This window comes from Stackebrandtia sp. (genome assembly GCF_035643755.1).
Classification (GTDB): Bacteria; Actinomycetota; Actinomycetes; order Mycobacteriales; family Micromonosporaceae; genus Stackebrandtia.
On sequence record NZ_DASQPW010000287.1, the window covers coordinates 1 to 13,268 of the forward strand.

The following is a 13,268-nucleotide window of genomic DNA, read 5'->3' on the forward strand; positions in this document are numbered from 1 at the left end:
GTGGCGTCGCGATCCCGACGACGGCCGCGGGTTCGCGAGCGGCCGTCGGTCGACGAGGACGCGTTCGAGTTCTCCTGGAGCGGCGAGGAATCGCTGCTGGGCACCGCGCGCTGGAGCAACGGCTACCGCGCCACCTACATCGTGCTGGCGGCGTTCTTCCTCATCCTGGCGCTCATCATTGACGTGCCTGGCGATCCCATCCAAAGCGGACTGATCGAGAGGCCCGAATGGGTGCGCTGGACAACCTTGGCGATGGTCCCCGCCATCTTCATCGTCGCGTGGATCCAGGCGCGTGCCTATTTGTTCGGCGTCCAGCGGCGAATGGTGCCGTGGTCAGTCCACATCGGATCCGAGGGGGTCGCGGCCCGTGACGCCACCGCCGACTTTAATCTATTGTGGAGTAATATCGCGAGCGTTCGTCTGGAACCGATCAGGGCCAGTCCGACGCTCCGGGCGGCCAACTCCGCCTTCCCCTACGCGCTCACGGGTCTCCACGTCGCCTTCCGCTCGCCAACCACCACCTCGCGACGCCCCGCGGGCTGGCCGACGGGCGGCGGCCTCCCCTCGCGCCGCCGCGACGGCTGGGTTCCCGTCTGCGTCATCGGCCCGATGTCGCGGGTCGACCGCGAGCACCTCAAGCGCGCCATCCGAACTCACGCGGGCAACAGCGGCGACGTGAACGTTCCCCCCGACATCTGATGCGCCGCCTCGCGGGCCTCGGCGATGACCTCCTCGGTGGACTGACGCCGGGTCGCGGCGCTGGCCGCCCGCACCAGCCGCAGCTGGGCCGTGGCCATGGCCGAGGCGCCGGGCGGGTTCGGCACGCCCAGCTTCCGCTTCGCCCAGCCCGGCAGCGTGGCCAGCGCCAGCAGGTTGGCGGGCGGCACCGCCAGCCGCAGGGCGGCAAGCCGGCGGGGCACGGGCGGGTTGAAGGAGTTCCACAGCCCCCTGATCGCCTCGGTGCAGGCGTACAGCTCGGGCCTGATCAGGCGGAAGTAGTCGCCGAGCTCCAGCGTGCTGGACGGCGCGGCCCCGCGCTCGATGCCGACCAGCTCGGCGGTCGCGCGGTGCTCGGCGACATACGCGTCCGCCTCGCCCGCGCTTCGCAGCACCCCGGCGCGGCGCGCCACGTCGACGTACGAGTCGACCTCGGCGCAGTGCACCCACAGCAGCCCGTCGGGCTCGTCCAGCCGAAAGTCGCGTCCGGTGTCGGGATCGTGCCCGGTGAGCCCCGCGTGGATCGCCCGCACCCGCGCGCCCGCCTTCTCCGCCTCGGCGGTGGTGCCGTAGGTGCGCACGTGCACGAACTGCGCGGTGCGCACGAAGCGGGCCCAGCCCTTCTTCTTGTCGAACAGCGCGGAGTTCTGGTAGGTGCCGCGCATCACCTTGGGGTGCAAGGACTGTAGGTACAGCGCCCGCAGACCGCCGATCCACATGACCAGCTCGATGTTGGTGCGCCAGGTGACGGAGCCGGGCCCGAAGAGTCCGCAGTCTTCCTCCATGAGTCCAGACTACGAGGCAAGATGGGTGATCGTCGGCTCACGAATTGACATGCAAGGAATCACTTGCCTATAGTGGGGGCGTGGTGGATGTCTACAAGGCCCTCGCCGATCCGACGCGGCGGGCGATCCTCGACGCGCTGGTCGAAACCGACGGCCAGACGCTGTTCTCGCTGTGCACCAAGGTCACCGCGCGACAGGAGGCCGACCTGAGCCGCCAGGCGATCTCGCAGCACCTGGCGATCCTGGAGGAGGCCGGGCTGCTGCGCACCGAGAAACGCGGCCGCTTCAAGTTGCACTTCGTCGACACCACACCACTGACCGAGATCGGCCGCAGATGGCCCGTCACCAGGGAGGAAACATGAGAGTCACGATCGCGAGCGTCCTCGTGGACGACCAACAGAAGGCGCTGGAGTTCTACACCGACAAGCTCGGCTTCGTCAAGAAGATGGACCTCGCGGTGGGCGGCGGCGCCCGCTGGCTCACCGTCGTCTCGCCGCAGGACCCCGACGGCGTCCAACTGCTGCTGGAACCCGACGAGCATCCCGCGGTGAAGCCCTTCAAGGAGGCCCTGGTGGCCGACGGCATCCCGTTCAACACCTTCGAGGTCGCCGACGTCGAAGCCGAATACGAACGGATGGTCGCCGCGGGCGTGGAGTTCACCCAAAAGCCCATGGACGCGGGCGGGACCATGATGGCGGTCTTCGACGACACCTGCGGCAACCTGATCGGAATCCACAAGCCGCCCGCCGAAGAAGGCTGACGCACCGCAGGGTTGTCGATACGTGACCTTCGCCCGGTATGGTGCGAACGTGGACGCTTACCTCATTGACGCGGTACGTACCCCGTTCGGACGCCACGGCGGCGGGCTGTCACAGATCCGAACCGATGACCTCGCCGCCATGCCGATCGCGGAACTGTTGCGCCGCAACCCACAGATCGAACCGTCCAGCATCGACGACGTCGTGCTGGGCGACACCAACGGCGCGGGCGAGGACAACCGGAACGTGGCCCGGATGGCGGCGCTGCTGGCCGACCTGCCGGTCACCGTCCCGGGCGTCACCGTCAACCGGCTGTGCGCGTCCGGGGGCGAGGCCGTCATCCAGGCGGGACGCCAGGTGGCCAGCGGGGACGCCGACCTGGTGATCGCCGGCGGCGTGGAGAACATGAGTCGGGCGCCGTTCGTGCTGCCCCGCCCCGACCGCGCGTTCCCGCGGCAGCTGGAGATGTCGTCCACACAGGTGGGTTGGCGGATGGTCAACCCGCGCTTCGCCACGGCCTGGACCCAGTCGCTGGGCGAGTGCGCGCAGAACATCGCCGCCGAATACGGAATCGGTCGGCTGCAACAGGACTCGTGGGCGCTGCGCAGCCACCAGCGGGCCGCCGAGGCCTGGGACCAGGGGCTGCACGAGCGCCACGTGATGCATGTGGACGGAATGCCGCGCGACGAATGCGTGCGCGCCGACACCAGCCTCGACAAGCTCAACGCGCTGAAGCCCGCGTTCACCGTGGACGGAACCGTCACCGCGGGCAACTCCTCGCCGATCACCGACGGCGCCGCCGCGATGCTGGTGGCGCGCGACCCCGGCCCCGAACCGCTGTGCCGCATCGTCGCCTCGGCCACCGTCGGGGTGTCGCCGGAGCGCTTCGCGATCGCGCCCGTCGACGCCGTCCGCAAGGTGCTTTTCCGTGCGGGACTGGGATTCGAGAACATCTCGGTGTGGGAGATCAACGAGGCGTTCGCCGCGATGACCCTGGCCTGCCTGCACCTGCTGCCCGAGATCGATGTGGACAGGGTGAATCCGCACGGAGGGGCGCTGGCCTACGGACATCCCCTGGGGGCCTCGGTTCCGCGTGTCATCATTGACCTGTGTGAACAGTTGCGGCGCCGCGGAGGCGGCTACGGGGTCGCCGCGGCCTGTATCGGTGTCGGCCAAGGCATGGCGGTGGTGATTCGCGTTGACTGAGGACGACGGGGTGCTGCGCACCCTCCCCGACACCTTCGCCGAACACGCCCGCCGGTTCTACACCGAACGGCCCGAGCCGGTCCAGCCGCGCCGCGCCGCCACCGTGATGATCCTGCGGGACCTGCCGCACAGCGCCTTCACCCCCGGCGGCATCCAGGTGTACATGCTGCGGCGGATGCGCAGCATGGCCTTCGCGGGCGGGCTGTATGCCTTCCCCGGCGGGCGGATGGATCCGTCCGATATCGACGTGCTGTCGGCGGCGGTGCGCGAGGTGCAGGAGGAGACCGGGCTGCGGCTGTCCGAGCTGCACGCCTGGAGTCGTTGGGTGACACCGGAATTCGAGCCGCGCCGCTACGACACCTGGTTCTACGTGGCCCGCGCGCCCGAGGACGCCGACCCGCGCGACATCAGCGGCGAGGCCGACTGGGCGGGCTGGATGTCGCCGGCCGAGGCGCTCGAGGAGCACGGTCGCCGCATGCTGCCGCCCACCGCGGTGACCCTCGGCGAGCTGTCCCAGCACCTCACCGTCGACAGCGTGCTGTCGATCGCCGAGGACCGCGACCTCGCGCCGATCGTGCCCCGCGCCGTGGTGGACGGCCCCAGCGTCCATCTCGCGCTGCCCTGGGACCCCGACTACTGAGCCGCGGCGAACCAGGCGTTGGATGCCTTGCGCGCCAAGCCGATCGCCGCGACCAGGGCCACGACCCCCGCCAGCACCAGCACGCCCGTGGTGGCCTCCTGACCGATCCGCCAGTACTTCAGGTCGTCGTTGGCGGCGGCGTTACCGGCGTCCAGCACCGCGTCGAGGCCCCGCCACAGCGCCGCGCCGCACACCAGGATCCCCAGCCACCGACCGGCGCCGCGGCCCCGCCCGCCGGCGATCGCGGCGATCGCGAACCCGATCACCGGCAGCCCGTCCAGCAGCGCCTGGCTGATGCCGAAGGGGCTCAACGAGCCGCTGAGCACCGCCGCCGACTTGGCGTCCAGAGCGGACAGTGCGAGGTAGAGCACCGCGGCGAGCCACAACGCCACGACGGACAGCGTGACTGCCCCGGGACGGCGCGGCTTCTCGGTGGCGGCGAAGGTCATGTGACACCAATCTGTGGAAGGGGTTACAGGCGTTTGGAGCGGGCGTCGCGCAGCTGGGCGAACCAGCGGGCCGACGGACCCAGTCCCAACAGGACGACGGCGGCGACGGTGAGCAGGAAGGTGGCGGCGCACACGAGGCCGGCCACCATGTCGAGCCAGGAGTACGGGTAGTAGCCGCCGGCGTCCATGGTGGCGAACAGGAAGGACAGTCCGCCGAACAGGCCCAGGCCGCTGAGCAGACCCGACAGGCCGAAGGTGGTGATGCGGGCGCCGTCGCGGCCCAGGAACACGAACACCGTCAGGGCGACGTAACCGAACACCGCGGCCAGCAGCGCGATGATGCTCACGATGGCGTCCGGGTCGACGTAGCCGCCCCCGGGGCCGAGGACGCCGAAGGAATACAGGGCGATCGAGGCCGTGAACACCAGTCCGACCAGACACTCCACGGCCATCAGCGCGGTCGCCGCCGACACCAGCGGCGGACGGGCGGGCGCCGTCGCGGCGAAACCCGCGACCACAGTGAACTGGGTGCTGGCGGGGTCCTGTTGCTGCGGAAAGGGAACCGCGAAGCTGGGCTGCGGCGGTGACGCGGGAACGTCCGAAGTGGGCTCTGGCTGCGACATGGTGATCGGCGTCAATCAGTGGGACGGACAGGGGCCTCAACAATAGTGGGGGTGGGCATCGCGGCGATCGCGATGCCCACCCCCAAAGGCAATGGCTCAGCCCTGAGGCGGCTGGTAACCCTGCGGAGGTTGCTGCGGGTGCTGCGGCTGCTGATAGCCCTGTGGGGGCTGCTGCGGCTGCTGCGGTTGTTGAGGGTGCTGCGGCTGTCCGTAGCCCGCCGGCGGGGCCATCGGCGCGCTCGGCACGCCCGCGGAGCCACCGCCCGTGCCCGACGTGGCGGACTGGATCTGTGGCAGGGCCGCGATCACCGACAGCGCGATCTGGGCCAGCGACAGGATCAGGATGACCCACACGGTCCAGTGGAAGTACTCACTCGACTTCGCCGCGATCAGGAAGTCGAGGTCGTACGCGATGGTGTTCAGCCCGATGAACGCGCTCGCGCCGACCGCGACCAGCACGATCGGCTTGTGGAGCGGGTTCTGCTGCATCATGAACAGCCCGCCCGCGCCGCACGCGGCGGCGAGGACCAGCAGGATGAGGGACTGGAAGATCGGGTTGATGCCGAGGAAGTCCCCGCTGGACCCGATCCACATCAGGATGAGGTTGAGGACCGCGATGCCGCCCATGCCGAACAGCATGAACGGCGCCAGGCCCTCCATGCCCGAGCCCGCCGCGCCGAAGCTCGACTGCTGCTGCCCGCCGTACACCCCCGGTTGTTGCTGCTGCGGATATCCCGCCGTGGGCGGGTACCCCGGCTGTTGTGGTTGCTGTGGTTGTTGCGGATATCCCGGCTGCTGCCCGTATTGATCGGGCTGCCCGTACTGGCCGGGGTCCCCCGGCTGGCCGGGTTGCTGCGGGTAAGACATTCGTGGATTCCTTAATAAGGTGAGAAACTTCGCAGGCCAGATTAACGCGTAGTGTCGATGATCGCGGGATCTAGCGGGTGGAGATCGTGAGAACCGGCTTCGAAGTGGACGCGAAGAAGTCGTTGCCCTTGTCGTCCACGACGATGAACGCGGGGAAATCGACCACGTCGATCTTCCACACCGCCTCCATGCCGAGCTCGGGATACTCAAGCACCTCAACGGATTTGATGCAGTCGGCGGCCAGCCGCGCGGCCGGTCCCCCGATCGAACCGAGGTAGAAGCCGCCGTGGTTCCGGCAGGCGCGCGTCACCTGCGCCGAACGGTTCCCCTTGGCCAACATCACCATGGAACCGCCCGCCGCCTGGAACTGCTCCACGTAGGAGTCCATCCGTCCGGCGGTGGTCGGCCCGAACGACCCCGAGGCGTAGCCCGCCGGGGTCTTGGCGGGTCCCGCGTAATACACCGCGTGGTCGCGCAGGTAGTCGGGCATCGGCTCGCCCGCGTCCAGCCGCTCCTTGATCTTGGCGTGCGCGATGTCCCGCGCCACCACGAGCGGCCCCGTCAGTGCCAGCCGCGTCTTCACGGGATACCGCGACAGCTCGGCCCGCACCTCGTCCATCGGCCGGTTCAGATCGACGCGCACAACGTCGCCGCCCAGGTCGTCCGAGGTGGTCGCGGGCAGATACCTGGCGGGGTCGGTCTCCAGCTGCTCCAGGAAGACCCCCTCGGCGGTGATCTTGCCCAGCATCTGCCGATCCGCCGAACACGACACGGCGATCGCCACGGGACACGACGCACCGTGCCGCGGCAGCCGCACCACCCGCACGTCGTGGCAGAAGTACTTCCCGCCGAACTGCGCACCGATGCCGAACTTGCGAGTCAGCTCCAACACCTGCTTCTCCAGCTCCAGGTCCCGGAACCCATGCCCCGCTTCCGATCCCGCGGTCGGCAGCGTGTCCAGATAGTGCGCCGAGGCGTACTTCGCGGTCTTGAGCGCGAACTCCGCACTCGTCCCGCCCACCACAATGGCCAGGTGGTACGGCGGACACGCCGCGGTCCCCAGCGCCCGCAGCCTCTCCTCCAGGAACCGCATCATCCCCGTCGGGTTCAGCACGGCCTTGGTCTCCTGGAACAGGAACGACTTGTTGGCGCTGCCGCCCCCCTTGGCCATGAACAGGAACTTGTACGCGTCGTCCCCCTCGGCGTACAGCTCGATCTGCGCGGGCAGGTTCGACCCGGTGTTCTTCTCGTCCCACATGGTCAGCGGCGCCATCTGCGAATACCGCAGGTTCAGGTCGTGATACGCCCGGTACACGCCGCGCGCGATGTGCTCGGCGTCGCGCCCGTCGGTCAACACGTGCCGCCCCCGCTTGCCCATCACGATCGCGGTCCCGGTGTCCTGACACATCGGCAGCACCCCGCCCGCGGCGATGTTGGCGTTCTTCAACAGATCCAGCGCCACGAACTTGTCGTTATCGGACGCCTCGGGATCGTCCATGATCGACGCCAGCTGCTTCAGGTGCGCGGGCCGCAACATGTGCGAGATGTCGTGCATCGCCTCGGCGGTCAACCGGCTCAACACACCGCCGTCGACGGTCACGAACCGCCGCCCCGCGGCCTCCACCACCTCGATTCCCTCGTCGGAAATCCTGCGATACCGCGTGTCATCCTGACCCGTGGGGAGCAGGTCGGTGTAGACGAAATCGTCGTTCATGACGAAACACGTTACCGCCGCGAGGCTAGAGCGCCTTGGCGAGGGCGCGGGCGGCGGTGCGGCCGGAGAAGAGGCATCCGCCCAGGAAGGTGCCCTCGAGGGAGCGGTAGCCGTGCATGCCGCCGCCGCCGAAGCCCGCCACCTCGCCCGCGGCGTACAGGCCGTCGAAGGGGGTGTTGTCGGCGCGCAGCACGCGGCCGTCGAGGTCGGTGTGGAGGCCGCCGAGGGTCTTGCGGGTCAGGATGTTGAGGCGGACCGCGATCAGGGGGCCCGCCTTCGGGTCGAGGATGCGGTGGGGTTTGGCGACGCGGATCAGGCGGTCGCCGCGGTAGAAGCGGGCGCCGCGCATCGCCGTGACCTGGAGGTCCTTGGTGAACTTGTTGGTGAGCTCGCGGTCGCGTTGCCGGACCGTGTCGCGGACCGCGTCGACGTCGAGCAGGGTGTCGTCGGCGACGCGGTTCATGCCCGCGACCAGTTCCTCGATCGACGGGGCGACGACGAAGTCGGAACCGTTGTCCTTGAAGGCTTCGACGGGGGCGGGCGCGCCGGGGAGGGCGCGCTTCAGGGTCATCCTCAGGCTCTTGCCCGTCAGGTCGGGGTTCTGCTCGGAGCCCGACAGCGCGAACTCCTTCTCGATGATCTTCTGGGTGAGGACGAACCACGTGTAGTCGTAGCCCGTGGTCATGATGTGTTCCAGGGTTCCCAGCGTGTCGAAGCCGGGGAACAGCGGGATGGGGAGGCGGTTTCCCTTGGCGTCCAGCCATAGCGAGGACGGGCCGGGAAGGATGCGGATGCCGTGGTGGGGCCAGATCGGGGACCAGTTCTCGATGCCCTCCGTGTAGTGCCACATGCGGTCGCGGTTGATGATCGCGCCGCCCGCCTTCTCCGTGATGCCGAGCATGCGCCCGTCCACATGGGCGGGAACACCCGACAGCAGGCGCTTGGGGGGCGCGCCGAGCCGCGACGGCCAGTTGGCGCGCACCAGGTCGAAGTTGCCGCCGATGCCACCCGAGGACACCACCACCGCCTGGGCGCCGAACGCGAACTCCCCGGCCACCTCGCGGGAGCTGGACTCGCCGCGCTCGATGCTGCTGGGTTCCAGGACGCTGCCCGTCACCCCCGTGACCGTGCCGTCGGTGACGGCCAGCCCGTCCACGCGGTGCCGAAACGCCAGCCGCACCAGGCCCTTGTCCGCGGCCTCGCGCACCCGCCGCGCGAACGGCTCCACGATGCCCGGGCCCGTGCCCCAGGTGATGTGGAAGCGCGGGACCGAGTTGCCGTGGCCGTCGGCGAGGTAGCCGCCGCGCTCGGCCCAGCCGACCACGGGGAAGATCCTGACCCCCTGGGCGCGCAGCCAGGCGCGCTTCTCGCCCGAGGCGAAGTCGACGTACGCCTCCGCCCACCTGCGGGGCCAGGCGTCCTCGTCGCGGTCGAAGCCCGCCGTGCCCAGCCAGTCCTGCCAGGCCAGCTCCTGGGAGTCGCGGATGCCCATGCGCCGCTGCTCGGGGGAATCGACCAGGAACAGGCCGCCGAAGGACCAGAACGCCTGCCCGCCGAGGCTCTGCTCGGGCTCCTGGTCCACCAGGATCACCCGCTTGCCCGCGTCGGCGAGTTCGGCGGTCGCCACCAGGCCCGCGAGCCCCGCGCCGACGACGATGACATCCGCGTCCATTGAGTTTCCTTATGAAGAGGCTCGGGCTGGACACCCGAATATACGCAAGAAATCCCCCGGCGGATGGTGTGCGCCGGGGGATTTCGTGAAGGGAGGGTTAGGTTCAGTTCTTGTACGGCGCGGCCGCGGACTGGGCCGCCGTCATCAGCGCGCCCTCGTTCTTCTTCCACATGTCACTGTCCACACAGTCGTATTGGGGGAAGAACCCGCCGCAGTTGCCGGATTCACCGCCCATCTCGAAGGTGTAGCTGGCGACACCGAACTCGCCGTACGTGTAGTCGTCGGTGGTGCCCGGAGTGCCGTAGCCCACGGTCTCGCCGTTGTTGCCCACCTTGTAGCCGTTCGACTGGGCCATCTTGTCGCCCAGCGCGCGCAGCGCCGCGTCGTTCGGCGAGGCGTCGTCGGTGTAGCCCCACGGCACGATCACGTAGTTGCCGTAGCTGTGCAGCGTGATGAAGACGTCGCGCGCGTCGTCCGGCGCCGGGTCGGTCGGGTTGTCGCCGCGCTGATCCGGGTGGATCGACTTCAGCCACTGCTCCAGGCCCTGGGTCTCCGGCTCGGAGGCGGCCTTGGTGCCGGGGTACTCCTCGCCGCAGGGGTCGTCGTCGGCGGCCCACTCGAAGGACGAGTTGCGGTTCAGGTCGACGCCCTTGTCGGAGCCGCAGTCGCCGTTGGAGTCGTCCATGTTCTTGCGCTGCATCTTCGGCGAGTCCCCGCCGGATGCCACCTCGTCGACCCCGTCGGGGTTGGCGATCGGCACCACCCACATCTCGGTGGAGTCCATCAGCTTGGTGACGGCGTCATCGTTTCCGTAGCCGTCGACCAGCTTGTCGATCCACTTCCAGGCGACCTCTCCCGTGGAGAGCTCGCGGGCGTGGATCTGCGCGATCATCGAGAAGCGCGGCTTCTTGGAGTCGGGCTTCTGCTCGCAGTCGCCGTCGGCGATCTTGGTGATGCAGATGGCCTTGATGTCGTGGCCGCCCTGACCCTTGGTCTTCAGCCAGGAGTCGCCGATGTCGTAGACCTTCGCCAGGTCGGGGTGGGCCTTGGCGACGGCGTCGAGGTGCTCCTCGTGGGCGGCGACCGTGTGGTAACCGCCGTAATACGTGCCGTCGTCGGCCTTCGACTTGTGCTCGACCTTCTTGTAGACGGTGTCGATGTACTTCGGGTGGAAGCCGCGGTCGCGCAGCTTGTCGGCCACCTTCTCGTCGCCGACCACGACGGCCGTGCCGTTGGCGTCGTACTTGTCGACGTCGAAGCCCGCCTTGTCGAGCGTGTGAGCCTGCTTGCCCGTGACGTGGGTCAGCTTCCACAGCGCGGGTTCGTTCGCCTTGGCGTGTACCGGGTCCGCCGAGGCAGACGCGACGATCAGGCCCGAGGTCGCGGCCGTCACCGCCGCCGCGGTGAGGAGGGCGTATAGCCCCCGTCTTGATCTCATTGGGGTGTTCCTTCCTGAGGTGTCCGGATCGAGGCTACTGAATATGCATAAAAATTGGAAGCCTTGACGCTGGTCGACCAGGCCGAGGCGGTGGGCGAGGACCGCGGCCTGCACGCGATTGCGCACGCCGAGCTTCTCGGTGACCACCGAGACGTGGGTCTTCACCGTGGTTACTCCCAAGTGGAGAGTGCGGGCGATCTCGGCGTTGGACATGCCGCTGGCCAACAGGTTCAGCACCTCGCGCTCCCGCGCGGTGAGCCGCGGGGCGTCGGCGGGGCGGTCGGCGGCGTGCGACGCCAGGGCGCGGTCCACCACGCGGCGCAGCACGGTGGGCGCCAGCATGGGTTCGCCGCCCGCGGCGCGGCGCACCGCCTCGATCATGTGCGCGGGCTCGTCGTCCTTGACGAGGAAGCCGATGGCCCCCGCCTCCAGTGCGGCGTAGACGTTCTCGTCCTCGGCGAACGTGGTGAGCATGACGACGCGGCACTGTGGAGACTCGGCGAGGATGCGGCGGGTGGCCTCGATGCCGTCCACCCCGGGCATGCGGATGTCCATCAGCACCACGTCGGGGCGGGCGCGGCGGGTGACGCGGACGGCCTCGGCCCCGTCGGCGGCCTCGCCCACCACCTCGATGTCCTCGCGGGAGCGCAGCAGCATGCCGACGCCCGCGCGCACCAGCTTCTGGTCGTCGGCGATGACCACGCGGATCACGGCCGCTCTCCCAGGGGTATCGCGGCGCGCACCAGCCAGCCGCCGTCGGCGGCGGGTCCCACCTGAAAGTCGCCGCCCAGCATCGTCACCCGCTCTCGCATACCCGCCAGACCATACCCTGTGGACGGTAGCGGCGCGGGGGTTCCCGCGGCGGCGGCGTTGCCGATCTCGACGACGAGCCGTCGATCGTTGACGGACAACAGGACACGGGCGCGGGCGCCCGGACCCGCGTGTTTGAGCACATTGGTCAGTCCCTCCTGGACGAGGCGGACGGCGCTGGAGCGGGCCACGACGGGGGCGTCGTCGAGTCCTTCATCCACACTGGCCTCGACGTCGAGGCCAGCGCCGCGCGCCCGCTCCACGGCGGCGCACACCAGGTCGCGGGCGTCGGTGACGGGCAGCGGCACGTCCGTGGAATCTGGTTCCCGCAACACCTCCAGCAGCCCGCGCAGGTCCTGCAACACGAGGGTGCCCGTGTCGCGGATGTCGGCGAGCGCCTCGTCCACTTCGGGCGGAACCTCGGCGTAGCGGGCGGCTCCCGCGCGCAGCACCATGGCACCGACGTGATGCGCCACGATGTCGTGCAGGTCGCGGGCCAGTCGGGTCCGCTCGGCCAGGCGCGCGGTTCGCTCCCGATCGCGGCGATGCGCCCGTGCCTCGGCGGAGCCGCGCTTCACCGCCGCCACGTACGCGCCGATCGCCACGGGCGCGGCCAGCATCAGCGCCAGACCCGCCCAGCCCCAGGCGCTCAGCCCGTTCCCCGAGCCTGGATCGTCCACATTGAGCGCCGTGGTCGCGACGCCGACGAGGTACGCCCCGCCGCTGACGACCCACCCGTGCCTGACCGCCACGAACCCCAGCGCCACCAACAGGCACAGCTGTGGAATGTTCGCCGAAAACGGCGCCCACGCGTCGCCCACCACCAAGAGCGCCGCCTGCAGGGCGCACACGACCAGCGGCCGATACCGCAACAACCCCACGGCCAGCCCGCTGACCACCACCAACGCCGCCGACCACCCCGCGGGCAACGCCTCGTGCGGCCACGACCGCCACGTCGCCGCCACCGCCAGCCCCGCCACGACCACCGCGACCGCCAGGTCGGGCGCGACCCGCTGCCACCACGGCATCTCCACGCCAAGGCCCGCACGGCGAAGCGCTTCCGCCCGTGGGGAACCCGCGTGCCATTCCTCGTGGCCGTTTGGTTCCGCCCGTGGGGAACCCAGGTCCCCGAGACGCTCGGGCATCGGTTCCGCCCGTGGCCTGCCCAAGGTCGGATCCTCCTGGCCGTTCGGTTCCGCCCGTGACCCACCCGTGGTGGGATCGTCGTGGGCGTTTGGTTCCGCTCGTGGGGAACCCAGGTCCCCAAGACGGTGGGCGTTCGGTTCCGTCCCTGACCCACCCGTGGTGGGATCGTCGTGGGCGTTTGGTTCCGCCCGTGGGGAACCCGCGTGTCTTTCGTCGCGGGCGTTTGGTTTGGCCCGTGGCCCTCCCGTGGTTGGGTCCTCGCGGGTATTCGATTCCGTCCGTGACCCTCCCGTGGTCGGGTCCTCGCGGGCGGGAGGTTCTGGTTGTGGCGTCGGGTCCGTGTTCCGTCGGCCGTCGCGGGCGGGACGCGTCGGGTCGTGGCCCGTGCGCCGCCAGCCAGGTGACTTCATGGGCGGTGGGGCTGGGCGGCGCGGGCGCTTGCG

At 69.6% G+C, this 13,268-nt stretch carries 13 protein-coding genes and 1 pseudogene; 5 read left to right on the forward strand and 9 right to left on the reverse strand.

Features of this window, described 5'->3' with window-relative positions:
- Nucleotides 1–699: hypothetical protein (locus VE172_RS22540; RefSeq protein WP_324804256.1), on the forward strand; the 699-nt coding region annotated here is incomplete at its 5' end.
- Here VE172_RS22540 and VE172_RS22545 read toward each other — a convergent pair.
- Nucleotides 654–1,502, reverse strand: a complete 849-nt coding sequence (locus VE172_RS22545) for an oxygenase MpaB family protein (protein ID WP_324804257.1) — start codon at nt 1,500–1,502, stop codon at nt 654–656. The genes VE172_RS22540 and VE172_RS22545 overlap by 46 nt on opposite strands.
- An 80-nt stretch (nt 1,503–1,582) precedes the next feature.
- Here VE172_RS22545 and VE172_RS22550 point away from each other — a divergent pair, with 80 nt between their 5' ends.
- Genes VE172_RS22550 through VE172_RS22565 form a run of 4 tightly spaced genes read left to right on the forward strand, consistent with a single transcriptional unit; the run spans nt 1,583 to nt 4,106 of the window.
- On the forward strand, nt 1,583–1,864 hold the full coding sequence (locus VE172_RS22550) for an ArsR/SmtB family transcription factor (RefSeq protein ID WP_324804258.1): 282 nt from the start codon (nt 1,583–1,585) through the stop codon (nt 1,862–1,864).
- On the forward strand, nt 1,861–2,262 hold the full coding sequence (locus VE172_RS22555) for a VOC family protein (RefSeq protein ID WP_324804259.1): 402 nt from the start codon (nt 1,861–1,863) through the stop codon (nt 2,260–2,262). Before VE172_RS22550 ends, VE172_RS22555 begins: the two co-directional genes overlap by 4 nt.
- 49 nt (nt 2,263–2,311) lie before the next feature.
- Complete coding sequence (locus VE172_RS22560; RefSeq protein ID WP_324804260.1) at nt 2,312–3,466, forward strand: thiolase family protein; 1,155 nt, start codon at nt 2,312–2,314, stop codon at nt 3,464–3,466.
- Entirely contained in the window at nt 3,459–4,106 is a 648-nt protein-coding gene (locus VE172_RS22565) for an NUDIX hydrolase (RefSeq protein WP_324804261.1), read from the forward strand. Before VE172_RS22560 ends, VE172_RS22565 begins: the two co-directional genes overlap by 8 nt.
- On the opposite strand, the gene VE172_RS22570 is transcribed toward VE172_RS22565, so the two are convergent.
- From VE172_RS22570 to VE172_RS22600, 8 genes and pseudogenes are all read right to left on the reverse strand, one after another.
- Entirely contained in the window at nt 4,100–4,555 is a 456-nt protein-coding gene (locus VE172_RS22570; protein WP_324804262.1) for a hypothetical protein, read from the reverse strand. The genes VE172_RS22565 and VE172_RS22570 overlap by 7 nt on opposite strands.
- Nucleotides 4,556–4,578: 23 nt before the next feature.
- Nucleotides 4,579–5,178 (reverse strand): hypothetical protein, encoded by a 600-nt coding sequence (locus VE172_RS22575; RefSeq protein WP_324804263.1) that lies wholly within the window; start codon nt 5,176–5,178, stop codon nt 4,579–4,581.
- Nucleotides 5,179–5,274: 96 nt separating this feature from the next.
- On the reverse strand, nt 5,275–6,045 hold the full coding sequence (locus tag VE172_RS22580) for a hypothetical protein (protein ID WP_324804264.1): 771 nt from the start codon (nt 6,043–6,045) through the stop codon (nt 5,275–5,277).
- Between the two features lie 70 nt (nt 6,046–6,115).
- Nucleotides 6,116–7,759: a fumarate hydratase gene (locus VE172_RS22585; protein WP_324804265.1), complete on the reverse strand. Its 1,644-nt coding sequence runs from the start codon at nt 7,757–7,759 to the stop codon at nt 6,116–6,118.
- Between the two features lie 25 nt (nt 7,760–7,784).
- A complete protein-coding gene (locus VE172_RS22590) occupies nt 7,785–9,431 on the reverse strand; it encodes an FAD-binding dehydrogenase (RefSeq protein WP_324804266.1) in 1,647 nt (548 codons plus the stop codon).
- Nucleotides 9,432–9,534: 103 nt separating this feature from the next.
- The gene (locus tag VE172_RS22595) at nt 9,535–10,869 is read right to left on the reverse strand and encodes a M14 family zinc carboxypeptidase (protein ID WP_414715141.1); all 1,335 of its coding nucleotides are present in this window, start codon (nt 10,867–10,869) and stop codon (nt 9,535–9,537) included.
- A gap of 72 nt (nt 10,870–10,941) precedes the next feature.
- A pseudogene (locus VE172_RS25780) lies at nt 10,942–11,580 on the reverse strand (response regulator); the annotation flags it as partial.
- Nucleotides 11,577–12,707, reverse strand: a complete 1,131-nt coding sequence (locus VE172_RS22600; protein ID WP_324804268.1) for a sensor histidine kinase — start codon at nt 12,705–12,707, stop codon at nt 11,577–11,579. The gene VE172_RS22600 and the pseudogene VE172_RS25780, both read right to left, overlap by 4 nt.
- Nucleotides 12,708–13,268 lie beyond the last annotated feature (561 nt).

What these genes read in the sequence shown, in the direction of transcription:
- VE172_RS22600 (WP_324804268.1), bottom strand. Translation starts at nt 12,707, where the DNA reads ATGCCGTGGTGGCAGCGGGTCGCGCCCGACCTGGCGGTCGCGGTGGTC.
- VE172_RS22585 (WP_324804265.1), bottom strand. Translation starts at nt 7,759, where the DNA reads ATGAACGACGATTTCGTCTACACCGACCTGCTCCCCACGGGTCAGGAT.
- VE172_RS22580 (WP_324804264.1), bottom strand. Translation starts at nt 6,045, where the DNA reads ATGTCTTACCCGCAGCAACCCGGCCAGCCGGGGGACCCCGGCCAGTAC.
- VE172_RS22590 (WP_324804266.1), bottom strand. Translation starts at nt 9,431, where the DNA reads ATGGACGCGGATGTCATCGTCGTCGGCGCGGGGCTCGCGGGCCTGGTG.
- VE172_RS22575 (WP_324804263.1), bottom strand. Translation starts at nt 5,178, where the DNA reads ATGTCGCAGCCAGAGCCCACTTCGGACGTTCCCGCGTCACCGCCGCAG.
- VE172_RS22555 (WP_324804259.1), top strand. Translation starts at nt 1,861, where the DNA reads ATGAGAGTCACGATCGCGAGCGTCCTCGTGGACGACCAACAGAAGGCG.
- VE172_RS22595 (WP_414715141.1), bottom strand. Translation starts at nt 10,869, where the DNA reads ATGAGATCAAGACGGGGGCTATACGCCCTCCTCACCGCGGCGGCGGTG.
- VE172_RS22570 (WP_324804262.1), bottom strand. Translation starts at nt 4,555, where the DNA reads ATGACCTTCGCCGCCACCGAGAAGCCGCGCCGTCCCGGGGCAGTCACG.
- VE172_RS22545 (WP_324804257.1), bottom strand. Translation starts at nt 1,502, where the DNA reads ATGGAGGAAGACTGCGGACTCTTCGGGCCCGGCTCCGTCACCTGGCGC.